Consider the following 22551-nt stretch of genomic DNA (forward strand, 5'->3'; position numbering starts at 1 on the left):
ACGAGTGACAAAAGCCCTGATGAGCCAAGGCTCACCCGGTGTTGACCTTGCCCTCACCGGGACGGAAAGCGGTATTCCTGATTTGCCAGGAACGGACTGCCTGGCGACGCAGGAGAAAGAAACGAAGGCCGGCTGGACACCCTCCCCTAGCTCGAGGAACTCGCAAGCACCTCGGGCAGCTCCAGCCGGCCTTCGCCTTCATACAGGTTCACGGAGGGAGGCCGGATGTCAGCCGAATACGTTCTCGACTGCGGTGATCGAGCGAAGCTCCCCGCGGGCGACGACGACGAAGAACTGTTAAGCCGGTACGTCTGGTGCGACGAGTGCCGGATCTGGCGGCGCGTCATCGAGCAGGTGGATCCCGCCGATCTGGATGCCGAGGTCGGAGGATGACCGTCACCGATTTCACCGAGCGCTTGAGGAAAGCTCGACGACGCGTGTCTGATCCGAGGCCGCCGTCGAGGAGTTCGTCGCGTTGGCTCAACCTCGCCACGGTGGTTGTCGCTCTGGTGTTCGCTCTGGTCATCGTCCATCTCGTCGCGGTCCTCAGGGATAGGGCGGTGCCCGCGCTTGTGCTCGCCAGGTATGTCGGCGCGACTCAGCCGTTCACCGAATCAGATCTGGCCACTGTCGAGCTGGTCCCTGACCACGACGTGCGCTTCATCCGAGCGGCCGACCGAGCCGCTGTCATCGGTCGCGCGCCTGCCGTCGGCCTTCAGAAGGGGACGCTCCTCGCCTCGGACAGCCTCATACCGGAGGGCGTGCCGGGAGCCGGGTTTCAAGTAGTCGGCCTGCGGGTCGAAGCCGGCCACCGACCGAGCCAGCCTCTTTGGTCGCATGCGCAGGTCTGTGTGTCGCCCCTGCCGCAAGCACTGCCCTGTGACTCCCACCCGTCGGAGGGAAACGCGTTCGCCGCCCGAGTCGCCTGGGTCGGATCACCTGACTCTGAAGGGGCGGTCGTGGTCGACGTGATCGTCGACTCCGAACACATCGGTCCGGCTCTGGCCGCGGCAAGCGGGTCCGTGATCATCAGTCTCAGGGGAGCATGAAATGAAGTCCAAGCTCGTGATCGTCTTGCTTGTCGTGGCTACCACGGCCGCGTGCAGCGAGCGCGGAAATACGCCCTCGGCCGCGCCGGCCGCACCTCCGGTGTCCCCGACGTCAAGTCAAGCCCAGACAGCTGAGGACGTGGCGAAGCAGAAAGGGCTCGAGGCCTACGAAGGCTACTGGCGCGTCAGCACCGCAGCGGAGAAGGCACCGCGGTCGAAGGACTGGCGCTCAGCGCTGGGCGAGTACCTCGTCGACCCGGAGCTGACGCGTCACCTCGCGGAAATCCAAAACCTGGCCTCCGTGCCATCGCATATGGAAGGTGACTACCGGCGTTCCCCTGCGGTGACCGCTGTGTCGCTCGATGAGCGCGACCCGAGGATCAAGATCACCGACTGCCTGGATAGGACTGGACTTCACCTGGTCAGCGACAAGCCAGGCGAACAAGGGCGGGTTCTCGACAACCCGGACCAGCCGCGGCGGTACGAGTTCCGTGCCGAGGTCGTCCGATACGCCAGCCTGAACGACCGGTGGCTGGTCCAGGTCGTCGAAGCCGCCTTGGAGAAGCCATGCTGACGAAGACGGTCGGCTCGGCTCTGCTGGTGGCCGCGATGCTCACCCCAGCGACGGCGTGGGCTGGCCCGGCGCCAGGCCCAGGCGGTTGCCAATCCTCAGGGGTGCGCGGGACCTGCTGGGTCGGTGCGACCGATCCCGGTCGGCCGGGCCGCGAGGGAGGCCAGCCGTGGACAGGACCAGCAAACCCGGCAAAGCGTGCTGGACCTGCTCCGCAATGCGTTCCGATGGCGATTCCCCAGCCGGCGAGCGGCGACCCGATGTGGGCGGGAAAGGACGCGTCGAAGGGGCGGCTCGTCGTGATGATCTGTGGCGTCGGCGGCCCCGGCGGTGGCTATCCGGGCGACGCTCGCGTGGCTTACGTGCCCAACGGGGCCGAGGCCCCCGTCGTACCGCAGGTGTCGCCTGCCGAACTCGCTCGGCAGGCGATCGACCAGATGGGACTCTCCGCGCCCGACATCAGGCTGGCGCCGCCCGCCGATTCGCCGCACGGAGCCACGATCGGCTTTCCGGTGTGGATGTGGAGCGTACGAAGTGAGGCCACCACCGGCCCGGTCACTCGAACAGCCACCGCCGGGACCGTCAGCGTGACGGCTACTGCCAAGCTCGCTCGCATCTCCTGGTCGATGGGCGACGGTGGGACGAAAGCTTGTGCTGGACCGGGCACACCGTTCACCGAAGATAGAGCTGGCCTCGCGTCGCCTGACTGCGGGCACGTCTATCTGACAAAGGCCCCGTCCGGCGCCTTCTCCATCGCTGCGACGGGCCACTGGGAGATCAGCTGGTCCGGCGGCGGGATGTCCGATTCCGAGTCGATGGATCTTACTTCGAATGCTCGACTGCCCGTCCGTGAAATCCGCACGCTGAACTCTGGGGAGGGTGGCCATGAATGACCCGGCTCAACTCGAGAAGCCACCGCTCGCGCCGGAGGTCCGGCCACTTCGGCGGCGCCCCTCGAAGCTGCTGATCCTCGTGGGTCTCGTACTGGCTGCGCTGTGCGCGACCGGGACCGTGTTCATCTACCGGAACGTCGACACGACGATCGCCGCGGTCGGTGTCGCCGCTCCTGTCCGATTTGGGCAGGTCGTGCTCGACAGCTCCGTGCGCGAGGTTCAGGTCCGACCTGATCCTGGCCTCACACCCGTGCTGTGGAAGGACAGGGCGCAGTTCATCGGGCGGAAGGCCACGACGAATCTCTGGCCGGGGAGCGTGCTGACCGCGCAGGCGGTCAGAGGAGAGCTCCCACCAAGGCCTGGGGAGCAACTGCTGGGTATCGCCGTCAAGCCGGCTCAGCTCCCGGCGACTCCGCTGGAGCCGTTGAAGCCTGTTCTCCTCGTTCCGTCGGGCCAGGGCGGCACAGCGGCCGAAACCTGGGAACCCGTGCAAGGGACGGTCATCCGCGTGGGGGAGCGAGATCAGACCGGACTCCGCGTTGTCGACGTCGTCGTGGCCGAGCACCAGGGCCCGAAGCTCGCGACCAAGGGATCCGTGGGCACGGTCGCGATCGTTCTGCTGCCGGGGAGTTGAGCGAACCATGCTGATCACATTCACTTCCCTACGCGGAAGTCCGGGAACGTCGGCCGCGACGCTGGCCTTGACGTGGGCATGGCCGCGGCACGCTGTCGCCGCGGAGTGCGATCCGTCCGGCGGCCAGGCGCTGGCGGTGTTCGACCCGGGCGGTTCCCTCGGCCACCGAGGGATGTTCGAGGCGATGCTGGCCGCGCGGACGATGCCGTTGCAGCAGGCGTTGTGGCAGCAGACGATCACGCTGCCGGACGGCACCGGACGACACTTTCTCCTTCCTGGGCCGCAAACGACTCGGATTGCGGAAAGCCTGCAATGGCAGCGACTGGCGCTGGCGTTCCGGACCTGGGAGTCGGTCGACGTCCTAGCGGACTGTGGTCGGCTCCGTTCTCGCGGTATGCCGCATGCCGTCCTGGGGAACGCCGACCTGACGGTGCTGGTCGTACGCAACGACCGACATTCGCTCCGAGCATTGTCGTCCTCTGTGGACTTGATTCGCGAGGAGATCGGCCTGCTCAGCACAGCGGACGACGGCTTGGTGGTCGTTGTTGCGGCTACTCCCACTGGGTTTCCACTCAAGGAGATCGAGAGGCAGTTCGCGAAACTCGGTCTGCCGGTTGTCGGTGAGATGCCCTGGGATCCGTCCTCCGCCACGCAGTTCACGGACACGTTCAGGCCAGGCAAACGCTTCGAGACCTCGTCGTTGCTTGAAACGTCCCGGAAGCTCGGGTTCGAAATCGGCAAGCGAGCCTTCACACGGTCGCGAAGGCTTCGAGGGCGGGCGACCCCTGTGCAGGCACCCGCCAGGCAAGAGAGGCCACGACGTGAACTCGTGCGGAGGCCGCCACCGCCCTCCATTCCGCGGCCTGCCGCATCTGCTGGCGAGGGGGACCGCCATGTTGGTTGAGCAGGACTTCGCGGGAGCGGACGAACTCGTCGACCGTGTCCAACAGGACCTCGCGAAACAGGTCGAAGAAGAGATGGCGCGCCATAGCGAGCAGGAATCGGGAAGTTTCGAGCGTGCGCTCGCAGGAAAACTGATCGACGAAGTCCTCTCGGCTGCGATCAAGGAGTGGGCCGGTCGAGGCAGGCCGTTCCTTGATCCCGGCAAGGAGTGGTTCGTCAAGCAGGCCGTGATGGCGGAGATGTTCGGCCTGGGACGGCTGGAACCGTTGCTGGCGGACGACGGCGTCGAGAACATCGACATCATCGGCAATGAGCCCGTCTGGCTGTCCTACGCGGACGGCACGGTCATGCGCGCACCCCGGATCGCACCGACCGATGAAGCCTTGCTCCGCTGGCTGCAGCGCCTGGCCGCCCGCCACGGCCGGACCGAGCGCTCCATCAACAGCACGTCACCGCTGCTGAACATGGAACTACCGGGCGGGGAACGCCTGGCCGCCACCATCGAAGTCAGTGACCGCCCGCACGTCTCTATCCGACGGCACCGGCTGTCCAAGACCGGGCTGGCGGACCTCCGCAAGCGGGGGATGATCTCGACGGCGCAGCTCGCCCTCCTGCGCGCGGCGGTGCGAGCGGAGAAGAACATCGTCGTTTGCGGCAGGCAACGGGCGGGGAAGACGACGCTCCTGCGGGCCCTCTGCTGGGAGATCCCTCCGGACGAACGGTTCGCGACACTGGAGACCGAGTTCGAACTCGGCCTGCATCGGCATCGTGATCGCTTTCCTGCCGTGGTCGCTTTCGAGGAACGGGTCGGTAATTCGGAGCGGTCCGGCAGCACCGTCGCCGACCTGTCGCACTTGGTCTGGCAGTCGCTGCGCATGCACACCACGCGCACGATCGTGGGCGAGGTCCGCGGCCGCGAGATCATCCCGATGCTCGACGCGCTTTCGACGGGCGGATCGGGCTCGCTCTCCACACTGCACGCCCGCAACGCGGGGGACGCCATCAATCGGATGGTCCGCCTATGTCTTGAGGGGAACTCGGCGTGGACCCCCGAGCTGGCGCACGAAACCGTGGCACACGCGATCGATCTCATCGTGCACGTCGAACTCGTCGCCGACGGAAGCAGTCTCGATCGCTACGTTGCCGAGATCGTCTCCATCGAGGCCGGTGAGTATGGGCGGCCTGCGCGGACTTACGTCTTCCAACGTGTTGCAGGCCGTCGTTCTGTGCCTAGTGGGAATCTGCCGACTGACATCGAGGACTACGAGCGCGCCGGGTTCGACCGGAACTGGCTGACCTGTGGCAGTGACGGGGAGTGGGTCCATGCCTGAACTCGTCTTTGTTCTGCTCGGTGTCGGTCTCGTCGGCGGCCTGGCTCTCGTCGTCGCCGGAGCGTTCGGCTTCGGACGGCGGCAGAGGGTCGCCTTCCAGCCGACGATGCGGCGTTGGCGCCGTCGTACCGATCGTGGCCTGCGATGGCGAGGACCGCTCGCGTTGTCTGCCGGTGCTGTGGTCTGGCTTGTCTCCGGCTGGCCGATCGCCGGGGTGGCCATCGCGGGCTTCATCGTCTTCCTGCCATGGCTTTTCTCGGCGGGAGCGATCGCCAAGCAGCGCATTGAGCGACTGGAAGCGCTGGAGACTTGGTTGCGACGTCTCAGCGACGTCATGACGGCGGGCAACACGGGGCTCGTCAGCGCCGTACAGAGTTCGACCCGCGAAGCGCCTGCTTGCCTCGCCCGCGAGCTGACCACGCTGGCGCACCGCCTGCGGACGTGGGATGTGCAGGAAGCTCTGCTCGAGTTCGCCGACGACATCGACGACCAGATCGGGGATGCCGCGGTGGCCGGCCTCTGCGTCGCACACCGCCAAGGCTCAGGTGTCGCCGGTCTGCTGCGTGCGCTCGCTCGTCAGGTTGCCGAGGACATCGTCGCTCGTCGGACCGCGGAGTCCGAACGGGCCCGGAGGAGGTCTACCGCGCGAGTCCTGCTCGGCATCTGGGCGGCGATGTTCGTGGGGATTGCTCTCTTCGGTAGCTCGATGTACACCTCGGCCTATGCCACACCGGTCGGGCAGGTTGTCCTGGCTGTGGTGCTCGGTCTGGTCGGGGCTTCCGCGGTATGGCTACGGCAGTTAGGCCTCGAGCCGCCTGCCGCCCGGTTCCTGTCGGCACGGACTCGGCGGCGGACATGAGCACGCTCGGCCAACTCATCCTGCTGGCGCTAGGGATCGCCGGTGGTACGACACTGATCGTCGCGGCATACGTGCCTGGACGTCTCCGTCTCAGCGATGTCCTGAACGGTCCACCTGTCGTCTCAGACACCTCGTCGCTGAAACCGGCCCTGCGAGCGGTGATCCGACTCGCCGACCGCTGCGGAGCGAGGGTGCCGACCACAGATCTCGACCTTGTCGGCCAGACACGCGAATCCTTCATGCTGAACCGCATCGCCTGTGCGTCCGCCGGAGCACTGGTGGTTCCGCTGACGAGCGCCGCACTTGCCGTCCTCGGTGCTGGAGCACCGGTCTTCCTGACGGGAGCGATGTCGCTGTGCGCGGCAGCATTCGGCTGGGCGCTTCCGCGGCTCCTGCTGCGCGCCAAGGCGCAGAAGGCACGCGCCGCGTTCCGAGGTTCCCTGGTCGCCTACGCGCACCTCGTCGCCCTCGGGCGTCTCGGCGACCGCGGCCCGGTCGAAGCGATGCGCTACCCGGCCTCGTTAGGTGACTGCTGGGCGTTTCACCGGATCCGGCTAGCGATGAACGAAGCGTCCCTGCGCGGCCGGATGCCGTGGGAAGGTCTTGAACGCCTCGCCGATGAGCTGGGCGTTCGTGAACTCAGGGATCTCGGCCACATCATCACCAGCGCCGGCGAGGGCGGAGCGAGCATCGCCGACACCCTGCGCTCGAAAGCGGCATCGATCGCCCAGCAAGGCCTGGCGGATCAGAAGACCGGCTCGTCGATTCGTTCAGATCGGATGGACATGCCGATCGCCGTGATGGGCCTGGCGTTCATCGTCTTTCTCGCCTTCCCCGGCATCTTCACGATGCTCGGCACCTGAAACAGAGGAGAAGTCCATGCTCAAAGCAGTGGTGGTCCGCCTGCAGTTCGCCTTCCTCGCGATCGGATGCGTCTTGCAGAAGCGCGGAGCGCAGTTCGTGCGCGAGGGTGAACGCGGCGACGAGAACATCACCAAAGCCATCTACGCCGTACTCGGTCTCGTGCTGGCAACCGCGATCGCCGGGGCGGTCACGGCCTTCGTGAACGGCAAGCTGCCGCTGATCGGAGGGCAATGAACCTCCGGCGCCGCGTTACTCAGCTGACCGGCGAGCGCGGCGACGAGAACGTGTCAGCGGTCCTCGGCCTAGGAGCACTTCTGCTGGTCACGTGGTTCGTCTTGCAGGTCGTTGTGCTCTTCCTGGGGCGGAATGTGGCCTTGGAAGCGGCGCGAGATGGCGTCAACGCCGTACGGCTGCCGCCTGTCGACGTGGCAGCCGCTGAGCAGCACGCACAAAACTACGTCAGCCGGGTGACCGGCACTTGGCTGTCCAATGTGAACGCCGAAGCCACCAGCGACGGCCGGAACGTCACGGTCGTCGTCACCGCCGAGGCCGCCTCACTCGTACCGTTCGCGCGGTTCTCGGTGAGCCAACGTGCGTCCGGGCCGATCGAGCAGCTGACGCCATGAAGCGCGGGGATCGCGGCGATGTGAACGTCGAAGTCGTGATCGGCGTGTCGGCGTTGATCGTCCTTTTCGGTCTCGCGCTGGTCGGAATGCGGGTCATCACCGCGGAATCCGCGGTGGACGAGGCAGCCCGCTCTGCCGCACGTGCGGCTTCCATCGTCCGCGACGGCCATGCCGCGGCGTCGGTAGCCGAGGCGCGGGCGCGAGCGGTCATCGCTCAGCAGGGCTTGAACTGCGACAACCTCCATATTGCTGTCGATGCTCGAGACTTCGCCAAACCGCTGGGCGAGACCGGCTACGTTATCGCCACCGTCAGCTGTGAGATCACCTTCGGCGATCTCATGATCCCGGGTACGCGACTCACCGCTTCCGAGTTCCGATCACCGATCGATCGCTATGGAGCCCGTCGATGATCCGCTTGCGTGGGGAACGCGGCTCCGTCTCCGTGTGGCTAGTCGGGTTGAGTATTGCCCTGATCATCGCTATCGGGTGGGCGGTCGACGGCAGTCGCAAAGCCCAAGCCCATTCGGAGGCGACGTCGATCGCCGAAGAGGCCGCGCGCGCGGCCGGGCAGGCGCTCCGCGTGCAGGCTCTCGCCGCTGGCCAGGTTGCAGACGTCAACCCGCAGCAAGCCGTCGCTGAAGCAGAGCGCTACCTCGCGGCGACGGGCACTGCCGGAACCGTTGCCGTGCGGGGCAACCGGATCGTCGTCGACACCACGATCACCAAAACCACGATCTTCCTCGGCATCGTCGGAGTTGCGGAGTTCTCCGTGCGCGGGCACGGCATCGCCGATCTGGTTTCCCACGGATAGGAGAGCCGCTATGAGAAGGTTCGTGCGAATCCTCCTCGGTGTTTCGGGTCTCGTTCTGCTCATCGTCGGGCCGCCGCTTCTCCTATGGACGTTCAGGTCGGTGTTCCTGCCAGACCACATGCCGGCCCTCCCTGAAGTCGTCGCTTGGATCACCGAGCGAGACACCGGTCAGGTGTTCCTTCTCGTGGTGGCGGTAGCCGGGGTGATCGCCTGGTTGCAGCTCGTCGTCGCCGTCGTGCTCGAATGCGTCGCACTCGCGCGTGGAGTGGCCGCGCCGCGTCTGCCCGGAGTCCGCTGGGCTCAACGACTCGTGGCCGGCGTCCTCTTCGGCCTGCTGGTCGGCACGACGGCTGCGAAGGCCTCGCCGTCTGCCGCCCCGGCTTCCATCGTTACCCCGCAGGTCTTCGGACAGAGAAGTCACCAGACCGCGGATGAGGCTGATCCTCTGGTGGTAGGTGGGTACGTAGTCGTTCCTGGTGACTCGTTGATGAGCATCGCGGCCGAACAGCTCGGGGACGAGAGTCGCTACCAGGAGATCTTTGATCTGAATCAGGGTCGTCGTCAGGCTGACGGAGAGGCTCTCCGCAGTATCGACCTGATCAAGCCTGGTTGGCGCCTCGCGCTGCCTGCCGAACCACAGTGCGTCGAAGTCGTCGTCGGCGTAGGTGACACGCTGACCCGAATCGCGCAGAAGCACCTCGGCTCGGCTTCCCGATACGTCGAGATCTTCGAACTCAACCGAGGTCGGCCGCTGCCCGGAGGTCGAAACTTGGATGATCCAGATCTGATCCATCCCGGCGACGTCCTTCAACTTCCTGAACCGGCCCCGCCTGTACATGGTGGAGGAGCAGCATCTGGAAGCTCGGCATCTGCGCAGGCCGCTTCACCTGGCTGTGGACCCGAACCAGTGCCGGCCCCGCCTGTTGCCCTGCCCCCGGAACCGAATTCGCCTCTGACGGAGCGAGCACCAGCACCAACCCCTGCTCCGGCGCCCATCGAGGTCGCGCCCAGCAGCGACGAAAATGTCGTACCCCTAGTCGCTGTTGGGCTCGGAGGGCTTCTTGCCGCCGGGATTCTGGCGACCGTCGCGCGGCGCAGGATGCTCGCTCAACGACGTCGTCGTGCGAGACAGCGAATCCGCCGTCCACCGGCCACGGATCTGGAGACCGCGCTCAGGAAAGCCGAAGAACCCGCCACCGCTGAGGCACTTGACCTCTCGCTGCGCAATCTCGCCCGTCGTGTCCGAGCGGAAGGCACCTCGCTGCCAGCCGTCCGGTCGGCGGTGGTAGGCACGCGCGGCCTGGTCCTGTATCCCCAGGGACACAGCGAATCCCTCGCTGACTTGCCGGATGCAGATGAGCTGACCGGAGTTACGGCACCCTATCCGGCCCTCGTCACACTCGGCCACGACCCTCGCCGTGACCTTGTCATGGTCAACCTTGCGGAGATCGGCACGATCACACTCGACGGGACCGCGGAAGAAGTCGAGCCGGTCCTGTTGGCCATGGCCTGGGAACTAGCGACGTCAGCGTGGTCCGAGTCCCTCGCCGTGACGTTGGTCGGCTTCGGTTGTTCAACCGCTGCGTACAACCCTGGTCGCTTTCGTCACTTCACTTCGGTGGACGAGTTCTCCGAGGTAGACACGACGCCAACGGATGTCGTCCTGTCCGCTGAACCTTTCGACGTGAAGCAGCATGAGTACCTTGTCGCCGTGGTCGCCGCGGGCAAGTCGGCCCCGAATGGCTGGAGGCTCGATGTTTCTGCGACGTCCACGTTGATTGACGATCTTGGCATCGAAGTCGAGCTCCAGCGCTTGACCGTCGACCAGGCGGAAGAACTCGTCGCGACGCTCACTGCCGAGGCCAACGCCGAGCAAGTGCCCGCAAACGACTACCCGGATGTCCCGGCCCACCCACCGTCGGCAACGGGACCCGAGCTGAGACTTCTCGGACCGGTCGGATTGCACAACGTCGACCCGACGAAGGTCGAAGGCAAGAAGATCAACCGGCTCACCGAACTCGCCGCCTTCCTGCTCCTCCATCCCGGCGCGACCGCCGACGAAATCTCCCGACAGCTCGGAACGGACACCCGTCCCTGGTCTCCGGCGACCCGGCAAGGCTATATCTCCCGCCTGCGGACTTGGCTCGGCCACGACGAGAACGGCGACCTCTACCTTCCGAACATTGAAGCCAACGGAGGCGGCTATCGCCTGTCGAAGTCGATGAACAGCGATTGGCATCGATTCCGGCGACTCGCCGCCCTTGGCGCCAGCCGTGACTCTATCGATCGGCGGGCTCAGCTCGAAGCAGCACTGGAGCTCGTCGCCGGCATGCCCTTCAGCAACATCGGGCATGGCCGATACGCTTGGAACTCTTGGCACCAGCAAGAAATGATCGACGCCATTGTTGACGTCGCCCACACCCTCGCCGAAACCTGCCAGCAGACAGGCGATCTGCCAGCGGCACGCCGTGCGATCTTGCGCGGTCTCCTCGCCGAACCCGTCAGCGAACTCCTCCATCGAGACCTTCTCCGCGTAGAACACCGGGCTGGAAACCTCGCCGCGGTGAAAGCCACCGCCGACAAACTGACTGACCTCGCAGCCGCTCTCGATGTCGACCTCGACGAGGAAACCTCCGCGCTCGTCCAAGCCCTGCTCGGCCCTGGTGAAGGCAGACTCACCAGCGATTTACCTTGCACTCACCCGAATACGTCGCGATAGGCATGGTCACGCCTCCATTCGAAGGCAACAGACCGTTAGGAGAACCCATGTCTATCGCGACAAGAATTCTTCTCACCGGCCTCGCCTGCGCGGGCGCCGTGGGATTCAGTGGTGTCGAAGCTTCGGCGTCCCCCCGCGAGGAGCTCTACCAGTGCATTACCCAGGACAACACGCCACTGTGGTACCACGGTGTAATCCTCCGGTACTCCAACAAAGGACAGGGCCTGTACGACATACACGACTTCGGCGGTTTCCAGATCTGGGCAACGCTCTGGGGCGGCGGCATGTCATACCAGATCGACCGGTGGAACGTCGGCTGGTGCTAGTGGTTTGTGTAGGGGACTTTCCGGCTTTCAAGGTGGGAAGTCCCCTACAGCTTCGAGAAGCCGCGAGGGTTCGCTTGGTTGTTCGGCCATACTCTTCGATCGGACGGCCATATGGCGCGGTGCCGCGGCGCCACTCCGTGCACTGCGGACAGGTGAATTCCTTGGCGCCCCGCTCGGCTGTGCTCGCGAGAGTCACTCGGCAGGCAGGGCCCGTCAAGTGAGTCGACCCGCTATCGCGTCGACGTTCCGGCACGGTCTCCCGTCGAATGCCTCTGCTACGCCCGGCCCTGAATCGCGGCTGGGCAACGCTGGCGCTAACCTGTCTTGCACCTATCCGGCCGCAGTGGTCGGCAAGCACGCAGGGGAAGGTCGTGCTCGATGAGGAAGCATCGCAGGCAAAACTCCGCGCCGAAGTCGCCGGCGCTTGCCGGTCTGATCATTGGGCTCGTCATTACATTGGCGATTGCCATGGTCAGCTACTTCTGGCCACAGTCCGCTGCCGTGAAAGACGCACTCGTGGTTTCACTAATCGGAATCTCCGTTTCCGTCGTTCTGAGCGTCAGGCTGAAGCTGAGCGAGATATCGCAAAGTATGGCTAATATCGAACAAGACGCACAGAGGTTAACGCGGATCCAGCAGTGGGGTAGGAAAGATAGTGCAGTTCTCAATCGGAACGCCGAGTTGCGAAAAGAACTTGATGAGCTTGCGGCTGGCACCTACTATCTCAAGTCAATCAACGATGTCTTCGAGGATGATATTAGATCCATCGATGAGCTTCGCAAGGGTGAAGTGCTCAGGTCCACATGCCCGATCTCGACGGTCTCAGCAGAGAAGGCTCATGCCCAGATTGCCGATCTGCGTTATCTGGCATCCGTGCAGGCGCATATCGACGCGACACAGCGAGGGGTTGATGTGACCCGCATCTACCTCTTCAGGGATATTGATGCATTTGGCGACGACGTGATGCTCGCACATTTGAAGGACCTGGCCAAAAAACTGCACATCAAGATCGTCTTACATTCGGAGGCAAAGCTTCGAGAGGAGTTTGACTACCTTATCTTCGGCGAGCGGAGAGTCTCAGTAGGTGTGGTCGGTGGAGACACCGGGACTGTTCAGGCCGCAATCGTGCACTCTGACAGGGATACCGTCGAGAGGTACATAGAGAAGTACGGTCGTCTGACTGCCCTTGCTGGTTCGCTTGACGTAACCATCACCAAGCTTCGCAAATACCGGTCGAGGAACTGACGCGCGCCTGCCGATCTGATCAGTGACGCTGCGCCCATCCGATGGCCCGCCCGGCGGCCGAGGCTCTTGAGCTGGAAGGCCCGGACACAAGCGAGGACGATGACGAGGACTAGGTAGCCAGTTGTTCATCGAAATACGCGGACGTCGCCAAGCCCGGAGCCCGCATGTTGAACAAGGCGACAGACGTCGGGCCAGTGGAGTTCGGAAAGAACCTTGAGGCCAACGGGTTCACTTGTACCGCGAAGGGCCCGAACGTCATGTACGAGAAGGACGGGGCGCGGTACTTCCTTCGCGGGAAGGCCAACAGCCACGAAGGGTGGACGGCCGACTATTATCAGTCCGGATCCAAGAAGGCCGACATCAAGATCAGGCTGGGCGAAGACTGATGGTGGAGATGAACGAGGCAGTGTTCGAACAAAAAGAATACATAGACATCAGAAAACGCAGCTCGGCGCTTTTCGATCTTGATGCCAGATTGCCCGGGCAAGTTTTCAGGGATGGTGCCGACAAGGCGCTCTTCTGTGAATTCGATGCAGTTCTGGCGCCGGATTTCTGGCCGGCGCTCAGTACCATGGCCCGGTGGCACGGTGACGAACTGGTCGACCTTCTGGTGCTTCAGCCGGATTGTGACGAGTTCTACGTGGCGGAGTACGGGAGGTACCCGGCGATATCGTTGCCGGTCGAGGCGAGCGAGGATGACTACTGGGCCACCGTCGGTTACGAGCCCGACGGCGACATCTTGGGTTCGATCGCGATTTCCGCGAATGTCATTGCGGTGACCGGAGGTTCTGGAAAGTGGGGATGTTGGGGTGAAAGAGATCCTGAAATAGCAGTCTTCTGGGGGTTTCCTGACGATGCCACGCGGAATGAATGGCTCGATCGGTTCGGGCCTTTCTTGGAAGTCTCGGGAGCCTTGCAGTCGTATCTTCCGCCGACGTTCGCCCATCGGACTGTCCCGGACGAGTACGCCGCGGCCCTGACCCGGAACTATGGCACCGTCGGCGGCTGCTGACGTCCCTGCGCCCCGTCAGCAAACCCGTCGGCAGCGGCACTTGCTCCAGAGCGCACGTGAGACTGCCCGGAACACCAACGTCGGTGTTCCGGGGCTTCTGGGCCAGCCATGCCGACGCGAGCACCCGAGTTGCACTGCTCGTGGCCATCCGTCACCTGTCGGCGCATGGAGCGGCTCCTGAGGTTCAGAGCTCGGCAAGGCCTGTTCGACGCGGTGGGACCGTTGTTGCTGATCGGCTGGTCCGAGGTAGGGCCGGCTTGCTGCAGGCACTCGCGGATCTTCGAGCGGTTGGGCAGAACCCTACTGCGCATGCACCGTCGAACGGGGCTTGACGGTGGCTTAGCTGAGCGTGCGAAGCAGGTGGATGCTCGTCATCGGGAGCGGCACCAGCGGCCGATCTCGGCCGAAGGACTTCGCAAAGCCTTGGGCATTGGTGCTGAGCGCTCACGGACCCTGACACGTGCGGTCCGCTCGGAATGGCAGGGACCATCGCACCTGTCTGTGGAATCTGACTCCGAGGAGGAGCCGGCCGTCGTCAACAGTAGAGGCGACGGTTGACCAACCCGGCGCCATTCCTTGCATTCCTCCTGGATCGGGCACGATTCTCGAAGCGTCCCATGTGACGTACAGTGGGCCGCTGTGCCCAACAAAAGACTCTCGGTCGGCCTCTTCGTAGTGGCCGGCGCCCTCGTGCTGGCCGCGTGCGACGGCTCTGCCGCGCCGGGCGCCCGACAGGACGCTGCCGGCCTCGACCCCGCGAAGTGCGCTGACCCGAATTTCGCCAGTGCTCATACGGATTTTTGCGTCGACAACGCCTCCGTGTCAGAGACCCCGGCAGCCGAAGCCGCCACCTTGTCCAACGGCTTGAAGGTCAGGATCATCTCCGCGAAGTCCGAGACCGCGGATTCGAACGTCTACGACTCCGGCCCCACCGAGAACGTCCTGGTGACAATAGCTACCGAGATCACGAATACCGGCAACGCGACGTTCGTCTTCCCAACGGCGAAGAGCAACGTCCGTACGGAGTTGTTGTACGGCCGCAACCACGCCAAGGCGACGAACTCGGCCATTCAGAAGGGCGGCTCCACCGACCTACCGGAGCAACTCGTGGCGGGCGGATCGGTGACGATGACGTCGGTCTTCACGATGCGCGCTGGGGGCGCGGACAACGTCGTCTTCCGGTTCAACGCTGACAACACCACCACAGGCGACATCACCTTCACGAAGGTCCAGACCTTGTACAAGTAGCGCCCGCGCGTCTTCCCGGTCCCGTCACCGGCCCCGGCGTTGGTGAGCGGGAGGGAAGCGCGGTCCTGCTGGCGGCAAAAGGTGTTGCCGAATGGACGGACACGTCGACTCCGATTGGGCTCCGTTGCCGACGTAGAGCCCGATACAGGCCGACATACAGCGGCACTCGCCTCCCACGCAAACTCGCGTTGACCTGCACAAACTGGCAGAATCTAGCATCCAAGGACATTGAGCCCTTTTCAACTTCCCGTCCTGGTGACATTGTGAAGGACCGTCACGGCCTTGACCAGGCTGGTGATCCGGGTGGTACTGCACCGGAGCTTGCGCAGGAGACGCCAACCCTTCAGGGCTGCGTTGGCCTGCTCCCCTACGGCCCGGATCCGGGTGTGTGAGCGGTTGGCCGCCTGCTGGCCTGCGGAGAGATTCGCCCACCGCCCCCAGTAGGGCACACGCACGGTGCCGCCGGCGCCGCGGTAGCCCTTGTCAGCCCAGCAGCGGATGTCGGCGGCGGTCAGTGCCTCGATTATCCCGTGGGCACGGGCGGCCTTGATGTCGTGCACAGCGCCGGGCAGGGCGGGCGAGGCCCACAACAGACGGCCGAGCGGATCGGCCAGGACCTGCACGTTCATCCCGTGTTTGCGGTGCTTTCCGGAGCAGAAGGGGCGGTCGGCGGCGATCCGGTCGATCGGCAGGAGCGTGCCGTCCAGGATCACAAAGGCGATCCGCCGGATCGCGTCGGCCGACTTGGGCGCGAGCGCGGCAAGCAGGTCGGCTGCTTCGCGGATGTAGCGGTAGGCAGTGGCCACGCCGATCCCGAAACTGGCGGCGAGGCGTGCGTAGGTATCCCCGCAGCGCAGGTGCGCGAGCACGAGCAGTGCCTGGCGGTGCACCGGTAGCCTGCGCCACCGAGTGCCTCGTTCGCGGCGACGCCGTTGCAGGTGCCCGGCGAGGAACCGCAGGTGCGAACTGGACAGGTCGATCGCGGATGGGTAGCCAAGCATGGCGAAGCTCCTGGTCGAGCGAGTGATCTTGGTCGTGAACTCCTCTATCAGGAGCTTCGCCACATTCAGCACCTGGGGACCGACAAACTCCAGCCTGTCGCAACAAGGTTGGGAAGTGCTCACTGCCTGACGGATGATGTTCCGGGCGCGATACTGGCCTTCATGACTCCAGCGAACCGCCCAGACACAGTCCACTTGAGGGCGTTCACCGAGGCCGACCTCGCCTTTCTCGACCGCCTCTGCACGGATCCCGATGCGCTCGGCGAGTTCGAGTGGCCCGGATTCGGTGATCCGAGGGCACGCCGCAAGCGATGGGAGATCGACGGGTATATCTCCGCCGAGTCCGCGGCGGTTGCGATCGCGCGGGCCGACGACACGGTTATCGGCATCGCCACCTGGAAGCCCCGCGGCTTCCCTTCGGGTGTCACCTACGAGATCGGCGTGGGGGTGCTACCCGAGCATCGTGGACAGGGGGTGGGCACGGTGGCACAGAGGCTGCTCGTGGACTACCTGTTCGGCCGCACGACCGCGAACAGAATCGAAGCCCTCACCAATGGCGGTAACCTCGGCGAGCAGAAAGCCCTCGAACGCCTGGGGTTCCGCCGGGAAGGGGTCATGCACGGCAGGTCCTTCCAACACGGCGAGTATGTCGATGTGCTCGTCTACGGTCTGCTCCGCTCAGAGCATTGTCCCGGAACGCCATGAGCACTCCTCCCAACCTGTTCAGAGTGAGGTTGGAAAAGGCTCATTGGCTGGCATGCCAGAGCTGCGGACTCATAATCCCTTGGCCGTCGGTTCGAGCCCGACCCGGCCCACCACGTCAACATCGTTGCCGACCTGCAGGGATGTTGGTCCTTCGGCGGCAATTTCGCCTCGGCGTTAATCGCGATTGGGCTCCGTTTCGTCTCCGTTTGCTCCGGTGTGCCGACACTAGGAGAAGTGGTCTGCGGAGCCGGTTGGTGGCGTAGCAGCCTTTCTTCGTTGCTTGATCCGGCACTAGCGTCTGCTGATGGACCCGCTACGCGCGAGAATCATGGCTTGTGCTCACAGGTCGAGCCTGCCTGCGATCACGCGACCGTCTTCATTACGACTTTCGTAGTTGCCGAGATTCGCCCGGCGGGGCCTCGGCGTTGACCGTGAGCGCGGGCTGCTCCATTTCGACCTAGGCTGAGGCGGGATCGGCTTCCGTCCGCTAAACCTTGGTGTCAGGAGGTTTTCGGTGTCGCGCGTGCTCCGTGGTGCACGTATCGCTCTCCGCTGGGAAGTGCGTAGAACGTGATGGGTGTCCATCGGTGGGCTGGGGATGCTCGGTACACGAAGAGTGAGTCGGTGATGGGGACCAGGGCGTATTCGTGAACCGGTTGTGGTGTCAGGTCCGCCATCGGTCCGGTGATGATGTGACGCATGCGCAGGTTCTCGGCGTCTTCGAAGATCTCGATCCGCGTGGCGGAGCGTTCGTAGGTTCCGAGGTGATGCCGGGTATCGACGTTCGGTGGGACGTCGGCGGGTGCCAGCGGCGAGGGAAGGGCGACATTGGCGAGTTCAGCGAAGATTTCCTGGTAGAGGTCCGCGTAGAGGTCGCCCACGTTGCCGCCGTTGGTGAGCAATACGACCGCGAGGCCTTGGTCGGGCAGGATGCGGAGGTAGGAGTTCTGTCCGATGGTGCCGCCGTCGTGCCCGAGTAGCCGTTGCCCGTCCCAGGCGAACCGGATCCAGCCCAGTCCCCAGGAATCACCGAGTACGTGGACGTCGGGGAGGGTGGTTTGTTCGCGGGCCATCTCGGCTGTCGCTCCCTCGGACAGGAGCCGGGTGCCGTCGGCGGCGAGGCCGCCGGTGAGGTGAAGCCGGGCGAAGGCCAGCACGTCCGCGGCGGTCGAGTTGATCAGTCCGGCAGGTCCAGCCGAGCGGGGTGGCCCCCAGACCGGTGCGGGCCGCGGGCTTCCTGTCTCGTCGGGCAGGTGCCCCATAGCGGCACGGAATCGCACGGCTTCCTCTGGAAGGGTTCCGGTGTGGGTGAGTCCGAGCGGGGTGAAGAGCTTGTCGCGCAGGGCGGTGTCCCAGGTCGTGCCGGTCACCTTCTCGATCACCCGGCCGGCCAGTCCGAATCCTGAGTTGCAGTAGGAGAACGTCGCGCCGAGGGGGTGATTCTGGGCGGCGGTGGCGAGGCCGGCAACGTAGCGTTCCAGGCAGTCGTCGCCCCGGCCGGTATCGGTGAAGATATCGCCGTCGATGCCACTGGTGTGGGTGAGAAGGTGCCGCGTCGTCACCTTTTTGGTGACGACGGGGTCGGTCAGCTTCAGTTCCGGCAGCACCTCGGCGACAGGGGAGTCCAAGTCCAGCAGGCCTTCGTCGACCAGCCGCATCACCACGGTCGCGGTCCAGACCTTGGTGATCGACCCGATCTGGAAGACCGAGTCGTCGGTGACCTCGACCCCCGTGGCGGAATTGAGCACCCCGTGCCGGGCCAGCACGACTTCGTCGGCGCCTTCGCTCAGCCGCAGGATGCCCAGCGTGGCACCCGGCACCCGATGCCGGATGGCCAGGTCGGTGAGCCGTCGCTGCCAGTGCGACTTGTCGATGACGGTATTCAAGGTGGCGAACTCCGTTTCCGTACCCGGGTGATGGAATCGTGTATTCGGGGTGCTGACCGTTCCAGCGAGGATGGGTTGGCCGGTTTTCACTCGCAGATTAGTCGTCGAGGCATCGTGCTCGGTTCGTCGAATTCGACGAAGTGGATCGGTTGATCTTGTGTCCGGATACGAAACATCGCTCCCATGCGAGCGATGGTCGATACTGGCGCCGTCACGACTCCGACATGTTCGCGCTACGTACTGCTTCTGCTTGCGGTTGCGAGCTGGGGATCGTCGAGGCAGCAGGAAGCAAGACTCCCTCTGTGAAGCCGAAGAGCAGTGGTTCCTGTTCCACGAGGGTGTGATCACCCGGCCGGATGACCCGGCGCGCGTGGCGCCTGGTCAACGGGTTCCATTGTGGACAGGGTGGGGTTAACCCCACCCCGAGTGGGCAGCAGGTGCCATCGCCTCACGTCGATGGGTGACTTAAAGTTCAGCTATCCGGACCTGGAGCCGGTACACGCGGCAGGAAATCGATCCCCGCGTCAGAAAGTTCACCATTTCGGGGCGCCGTGAACGGTGCTCGAACAAGGAGGAAACAATGCGTTCGTCAGCTCGAACACGACGGCGTGGGATCGTGGCCGCATTGACAGGCGCCTGTCTGCTGCTGCCCGCGGCGGCACACGCCGACGACCGCGCGACCTCGCTCCAGGCCTCGGAGATGAGCACCGTGCTGGACCGGCTGACCATCCCGGATCTCCAGCGGGCCATGGACGGGAGGTTGGTGAGTTCCGAGCGGCTCACCCGTGGCTACCTCGATCGCATCCAGGCCTTGAACCCGCGGTTGAACGCGGTGGTGCAGACGAACCCGGACGCGCTCGCTCTCGCACGCGAGAGCGACAGCCGTCGCCGAGCGCACCAGGCGCGGGGGCCGCTGGAAGGTATCCCGATTCTGCTGAAGGAGAACGTCGACACCGCGGACAGGCAGACCACCACCGCGGGTTCGACGGCGCTGCTTACGGCGAAGCCCGCCAAGGACGCGTTCCTGGTCACGCGTCTTCGTGAGGCGGGCGCGGTGATCCTCGGCAAGGCGAACATGTCCGAGTGGGCCAACTTCTACGGCTCCAGGCAGATCCCGGGCTGGAGCGCGGTCGGCGGGCAGACTCGCAACCCCTACGTCCTCGACCGGACCCCGTGCGGTTCGTCCAGCGGCTCCGCGGTCGCGGCGGCGGCAGGGCTGGCGACCGTGACGATCGGTACGGAGACCGACTCGTCGATCGTGTGCCCGTCCGCCGCGACGTCGACGGTCGGTGTGAAGACCACGCTGGGGGTGGTCAGCCGCGGTGGTGTCGTTCCGATCACGAACCAGCACGACACCCCCGGCCCCATCGCCCGCACGGTGACCGACGCTGCGCTGACCCTCGCGGTGATGGCGGGAGCCGATGCGGCGGATCCCGCCACGGCACCGGTCGCGGGCGCCCTGCCGGCCGATTACCGCACCATGCTCGACCGCGATTCGTTACGCGGTAAACGGATCGGTGTGTGGCGCAAGGGACACGAAGGCATCGACGCTGACGTCGACCGGGTCTTCGAGTCCACTGTTCAGCGGCTCCGCGCCTTGGGAGCGACAGTCGTCGAAGGAGCGGATGTCCCCGACGTCGTCGGAATGGTCCAGCCGCACTTGCTGCCCGCCGTGCTGACCGAGTTCAAGCACGACCTCAACGGCTATCTCGCGACGACCCCGGGCGGGCACCCCAAGAACCTGACCGATCTCATCGCCTACAACAAGAAGCACGCCGCGATCGAATTGCCGGGCTTCGAGCAGGACATGCTCGAGATGGCCGACAAGACCGACGGAAATCTGAACGACCCGGCGTACCGCGCCCACCGGGCCGCGGCGACAGGACAGGCCCGCGACTCCATCGACGCCGTGGTGAAGAAGTACCGCCTCGACGCGATCGTGACGGCCACCGACCTGCCCGCTGGGCCGATCTTCAGCGGCGGCGGTAGCCCCTTCGTCAGCAGCACTCGCAGCACCTCGGCAGCCGGGTACCCCCACATCACCGTTCCGGGAGGCTTCGCCCGGACGGGGCTGCCGATCGGCATCTCGTTCCTCGGCACCCGCGCGACCGACGCGTCCCTGCTCGGGTACGCCTACGCCTACGAACAGGCCACCCACGCCCGGAAGGCACCGCACTACCTGCCCACCGCACGCTGACCTCACAGGCCTGACCGCGTCCGGCACGGCGGTGCCGGACGCGGTCAGGCCTTCGCGCGGGACTCCGGCACGGCGAGGTCGTCGGTATCGAAGAGCTGGTCGATGAGCCCACCCAGGTGCCTCCAATGCTCACTGGAGAGGGCCGCGGCGCCGTCGGCGTCTCCGGCGGCGCACAGGCGAAGCAGCTCCTCGTGGTGGGTGAGGGTGTCGTGACCGCCGAGCAGCGTGGAGAACTTCCGGTGGAGGATTCGGTGGATCTGTGGGTGCAGCTGATCGATGACCCGGCGCAGGACGGCGTTTCCGGCCGCGTCGACCAGCACACCGTGGAAGGCGTCGTCCGCCGTGAAAGCGGAGGCGACGTCCTGCCGGCCGACAGCGCGGGCGAACCGGTCGTTGGCTCGCCGCATGCGTCCGATGTCGTTCGCGGCCAAGCGCGGGACCCCGGTCCGGACAGCGAGTTCGTCCAGGGAACGGAGCACGGCCAGGGTAGCCGCGACATCCTGGCGATCCAGTGTGGTGATCCGGGTGTAGACACCGGGTTTGGCCTCGACGAGGCCGGTGTCTGCCAGTCGGGTCAAGGCTTCGCGGACCGGCGTGCGGCTGAGCCCAAGGCGCTGGGCGAGGTCGCCGTCCTTGATCCGCTCGCCGGGCGCGAGCTCACCGCTGATGATCGCGTCCTTGAGACGGTCGTAGGCCGCGTCGCTCAGCCGCTGTCGCTCCAGCGGTACTTCATCCCATCGTGACATTCTGCGTCCAGTATATCGCGCCCCGGCTCACTCGCCCTCGCTGACAGGTGCAAGGCGACGAGCGTTCGCACGAGAACCTGGACCGGGTCGATCAACGGAACCAGAAGGTCCCGCGCGTCCAGGCCGAGCGGCACTTCGCTGCAGCCTGCGATGACCGCCTGCGCGCCGCGACCGACGAGGCGTCGCGCCGCCGTGCGCAGCAGCCGCGAGCTGGTCTCGCCGGCTTTGATCGACCGGATCGCGGCCATCACCTCATCGGCTTGCGATACCGGGTCCGGTTCCAGCACCGAGATCCCGGCGCCGGCCAGCCAGCCGTCGTAGAGCTTCGTGTGAAGCGTGCCCGTCGTGGCCAGGAGGCCGACCCGCCGCACCGACGGATAGCGTTGCCCGAGGTATCGGCCGGTGTGCTCGATCATGTGCACGAGCGGAACACCCGCCTCCTCGGCCACGGCGGGCAGGAAGGCGTGCGCGGTGTTGCAGGGCACGGCGATGACGTCCGACCCGGCCGCGGCGAGCACGCGGGCGCCGCGGAGCAACCACGGCGTCGGATCGGTGCCACCTTCGAGCAAGGCCTGGCTGCGGTCGGGCACCGTGGGATCGCACCACAGCATCACGCGCAGATGGTCTTGATCCGTCGTCGCTGGAGTACTCCGGACCAGCCTTGCGTAGAAGTCGGCCGTGGCCGCCGGGCCCATGCCGCCGAGCACACCTACGAGGGGGCCAGCGGACCTCGGGTGATCGGGATCGTCCTCGGGCCGCCCCGGATCGTCGCCCGGCATCTTGCGGGATCACCTCCGCTCGTGATTGACAGTTGCAATATATTGCATGTTGCATGACGGAGCCAGACGTCGTCGTTTCCGCTCGAAAGAGGCATCACAGCCATGGGCGCCCGAGGGACGGAGGTAGCGCTGGCTATACCCCGGTT

General features: G+C 65.3%; 26 protein-coding genes and 1 pseudogene. 21 read left to right on the forward strand and 6 right to left on the reverse strand.

The annotated features are described in order from the left end of the window. The first annotated feature begins 225 nt into the window (after positions 1-225). From AC0685_RS37210 to AC0685_RS37270, 13 genes are all read left to right on the forward strand, one after another. The gene (locus AC0685_RS37210) at positions 226-393 is read left to right on the forward strand and encodes a hypothetical protein (protein ID WP_478229764.1); all 168 of its coding nucleotides are present in this window, start codon (positions 226-228) and stop codon (positions 391-393) included. After that, positions 390-1049, forward strand: a complete 660-nt coding sequence (locus tag AC0685_RS37215) for a hypothetical protein (RefSeq protein WP_478229765.1) — start codon at positions 390-392, stop codon at positions 1047-1049. Before AC0685_RS37210 ends, AC0685_RS37215 begins: the two co-directional genes overlap by 4 nt. A gap of 1 nt (position 1050) precedes the next feature. Continuing rightward, positions 1051-1623: a hypothetical protein gene (locus AC0685_RS37220; RefSeq protein ID WP_478229766.1), complete on the forward strand. Its 573-nt coding sequence runs from the start codon at positions 1051-1053 to the stop codon at positions 1621-1623. 224 nt (positions 1624-1847) lie between these two features. Next, positions 1848-2513 carry a hypothetical protein gene (locus AC0685_RS37225; protein ID WP_478229767.1) on the forward strand — a complete coding sequence of 222 codons (666 nt, stop codon included), beginning with the start codon at positions 1848-1850 and terminating at the stop codon, positions 2511-2513. Next, the gene (locus AC0685_RS37230) at positions 2506-3147 is read left to right on the forward strand and encodes an SAF domain-containing protein (protein ID WP_478229768.1); all 642 of its coding nucleotides are present in this window, start codon (positions 2506-2508) and stop codon (positions 3145-3147) included. Before AC0685_RS37225 ends, AC0685_RS37230 begins: the two co-directional genes overlap by 8 nt. A 7-nt stretch (positions 3148-3154) precedes the next feature. Further along, positions 3155-4051 (forward strand): CpaE/TadZ family protein, encoded by an 897-nt coding sequence (locus AC0685_RS37235; protein WP_478229769.1) that lies wholly within the window; start codon positions 3155-3157, stop codon positions 4049-4051. Beyond that, positions 4041-5381 carry a CpaF family protein gene (locus AC0685_RS37240; protein WP_478229770.1) on the forward strand — a complete coding sequence of 447 codons (1341 nt, stop codon included), beginning with the start codon at positions 4041-4043 and terminating at the stop codon, positions 5379-5381. The genes AC0685_RS37235 and AC0685_RS37240 overlap by 11 nt, the downstream gene beginning before the upstream one ends. Beyond that, positions 5374-6240 (forward strand): type II secretion system F family protein, encoded by an 867-nt coding sequence (locus AC0685_RS37245; RefSeq protein ID WP_478229771.1) that lies wholly within the window; start codon positions 5374-5376, stop codon positions 6238-6240. The genes AC0685_RS37240 and AC0685_RS37245 overlap by 8 nt, the downstream gene beginning before the upstream one ends. After that, positions 6237-7103: a type II secretion system protein gene (locus tag AC0685_RS37250; protein ID WP_478229772.1), complete on the forward strand. Its 867-nt coding sequence runs from the start codon at positions 6237-6239 to the stop codon at positions 7101-7103. The genes AC0685_RS37245 and AC0685_RS37250 overlap by 4 nt, the downstream gene beginning before the upstream one ends. A gap of 16 nt (positions 7104-7119) precedes the next feature. Next, entirely contained in the window at positions 7120-7338 is a 219-nt protein-coding gene (locus tag AC0685_RS37255) for a hypothetical protein (protein WP_478229773.1), read from the forward strand. Next, positions 7335-7730, forward strand: a complete 396-nt coding sequence (locus tag AC0685_RS37260; protein ID WP_478229774.1) for a hypothetical protein — start codon at positions 7335-7337, stop codon at positions 7728-7730. Before AC0685_RS37255 ends, AC0685_RS37260 begins: the two co-directional genes overlap by 4 nt. Beyond that, positions 7727-8140 (forward strand): hypothetical protein, encoded by a 414-nt coding sequence (locus AC0685_RS37265; RefSeq protein ID WP_478229775.1) that lies wholly within the window; start codon positions 7727-7729, stop codon positions 8138-8140. The genes AC0685_RS37260 and AC0685_RS37265 overlap by 4 nt, the downstream gene beginning before the upstream one ends. Next, on the forward strand, positions 8137-8541 hold the full coding sequence (locus tag AC0685_RS37270; protein WP_478229776.1) for a pilus assembly protein TadG-related protein: 405 nt from the start codon (positions 8137-8139) through the stop codon (positions 8539-8541). The genes AC0685_RS37265 and AC0685_RS37270 overlap by 4 nt, the downstream gene beginning before the upstream one ends. Positions 8542-8623: 82 nt before the next feature. Here the strand turns inward: AC0685_RS37270 and AC0685_RS37275 are convergent, their stop codons facing one another. Beyond that, on the reverse strand, positions 8624-9334 hold the full coding sequence (locus tag AC0685_RS37275; RefSeq protein WP_478229777.1) for a hypothetical protein: 711 nt from the start codon (positions 9332-9334) through the stop codon (positions 8624-8626). Positions 9335-9574: 240 nt separating this feature from the next. Continuing rightward, positions 9575-9865, reverse strand: coding sequence for a hypothetical protein (locus tag AC0685_RS37280; protein WP_478229778.1), 291 nt, complete (start codon positions 9863-9865; stop codon positions 9575-9577). Positions 9866-9883: 18 nt separating this feature from the next. Here AC0685_RS37280 and AC0685_RS37285 point away from each other — a divergent pair, with 18 nt between their 5' ends. The 6 genes from AC0685_RS37285 (at position 9884) to AC0685_RS37310 (ending at position 15091) form a co-directional block, all read left to right on the forward strand. Further along, positions 9884-11260 carry an AfsR/SARP family transcriptional regulator gene (locus tag AC0685_RS37285; protein WP_478229779.1) on the forward strand — a complete coding sequence of 459 codons (1377 nt, stop codon included), beginning with the start codon at positions 9884-9886 and terminating at the stop codon, positions 11258-11260. Between the two features lie 47 nt (positions 11261-11307). Continuing rightward, positions 11308-11586 (forward strand): hypothetical protein, encoded by a 279-nt coding sequence (locus AC0685_RS37290; protein ID WP_478229780.1) that lies wholly within the window; start codon positions 11308-11310, stop codon positions 11584-11586. A gap of 378 nt (positions 11587-11964) precedes the next feature. Continuing rightward, entirely contained in the window at positions 11965-12831 is an 867-nt protein-coding gene (locus tag AC0685_RS37295) for a hypothetical protein (protein WP_478229781.1), read from the forward strand. A gap of 164 nt (positions 12832-12995) precedes the next feature. Then, entirely contained in the window at positions 12996-13217 is a 222-nt protein-coding gene (locus AC0685_RS37300; protein ID WP_478229782.1) for a hypothetical protein, read from the forward strand. Next, positions 13217-13843, forward strand: a complete 627-nt coding sequence (locus AC0685_RS37305) for a hypothetical protein (protein ID WP_478229783.1) — start codon at positions 13217-13219, stop codon at positions 13841-13843. Before AC0685_RS37300 ends, AC0685_RS37305 begins: the two co-directional genes overlap by 1 nt. A gap of 639 nt (positions 13844-14482) precedes the next feature. Further along, on the forward strand, positions 14483-15091 hold the full coding sequence (locus AC0685_RS37310; RefSeq protein WP_478229784.1) for a hypothetical protein: 609 nt from the start codon (positions 14483-14485) through the stop codon (positions 15089-15091). Between the two features lie 239 nt (positions 15092-15330). Here AC0685_RS37310 and AC0685_RS37315 read toward each other — a convergent pair whose 3' ends face one another. Then, positions 15331-16092, reverse strand: coding sequence for a transposase family protein (locus AC0685_RS37315; RefSeq protein ID WP_478229785.1), 762 nt, complete (start codon positions 16090-16092; stop codon positions 15331-15333). Positions 16093-16254: 162 nt separating this feature from the next. Between AC0685_RS37315 and AC0685_RS37320 the strand changes: the two genes are divergently transcribed. Beyond that, positions 16255-16797 carry a GNAT family N-acetyltransferase gene (locus AC0685_RS37320; RefSeq protein WP_478229786.1) on the forward strand — a complete coding sequence of 181 codons (543 nt, stop codon included), beginning with the start codon at positions 16255-16257 and terminating at the stop codon, positions 16795-16797. Between the two features lie 500 nt (positions 16798-17297). On the opposite strand, the pseudogene AC0685_RS37325 reads toward AC0685_RS37320, so the two are convergent. Next, positions 17298-18671: pseudogene (locus tag AC0685_RS37325) on the reverse strand (serine hydrolase domain-containing protein); the annotation flags it as partial. A 628-nt stretch (positions 18672-19299) separates the two neighbouring features. Here AC0685_RS37325 and AC0685_RS37330 point away from each other — a divergent pair. Further along, positions 19300-20880, forward strand: a complete 1581-nt coding sequence (locus AC0685_RS37330) for an amidase (protein ID WP_478229787.1) — start codon at positions 19300-19302, stop codon at positions 20878-20880. Between the two features lie 44 nt (positions 20881-20924). Here the strand turns inward: AC0685_RS37330 and AC0685_RS37335 are convergent, their stop codons facing one another. Further along, positions 20925-21626 carry a GntR family transcriptional regulator gene (locus AC0685_RS37335; protein ID WP_478229788.1) on the reverse strand — a complete coding sequence of 234 codons (702 nt, stop codon included), beginning with the start codon at positions 21624-21626 and terminating at the stop codon, positions 20925-20927. Beyond that, positions 21584-22405: a cysteate racemase gene (gene cuyB, locus AC0685_RS37340; RefSeq protein WP_478229789.1), complete on the reverse strand. Its 822-nt coding sequence runs from the start codon at positions 22403-22405 to the stop codon at positions 21584-21586. The genes AC0685_RS37335 and cuyB overlap by 43 nt, the downstream gene beginning before the upstream one ends. Between the last annotated feature and the right edge of the window lie 146 nt (positions 22406-22551).

The sequence above is a fragment of the Amycolatopsis sp. NPDC043889 genome (assembly GCF_056435645.1).